Raw genomic sequence first — 487 nt, 5'->3', positions numbered from 1 at the left:
CATTGCCTTGATCCAGAAGCTCAGGCCCGACTTGTCCGGCGTGCGGTCGAACGCAGCCTGGTACAGACGATAGGTTTCGCCGGCGTTGCCGCCGACATCCAGCGCGATACTATCGTCGGCGAACTGCAGGCGTTCGACGTTCGCCAGCAGGGTTTTGCTGCCGGTGACCGTGTCCAGGACGGCAATATTCGTGCCCTCGGTGCTGAAGGTGTAAGCGGCACGCACGTTGCCAAACACCACGGTGTCGACGCCAAAACCGCCGTCCAGCGCGGTGCCGTCGCTTGCGGCCATCACATCGTTGCCGCCCGTGCCCACCTGGATCGGCGTGTAGCTGATTCCGTTGCGGATCGCGTCCAAGACCTGGGTCTGGTTCTCGGTGCTTTCGCTGAAGTTGGTCAGCACCTGCGCGCGCGAGGTATCGTGCAGCGCCTGCAGCCAGAAATCGTAGCCCGCGGTATCCGGCGCACGATGCAGCACGTTCTGGTAC

The 487-nt window shown here is 63.2% G+C and carries 1 protein-coding gene; it reads right to left on the bottom strand.

Features of this window, described 5'->3' with window-relative positions:
- On the bottom strand, positions 1-487 hold a 487-nt coding region (locus AC1DIX_RS27755; protein WP_477328560.1), incomplete at both ends, for a DUF4214 domain-containing protein.

Source organism: Massilia sp. 05N420 (assembly GCF_056397205.1).
This window is presented reverse-complemented; position numbering and strand designations above follow the sequence as displayed.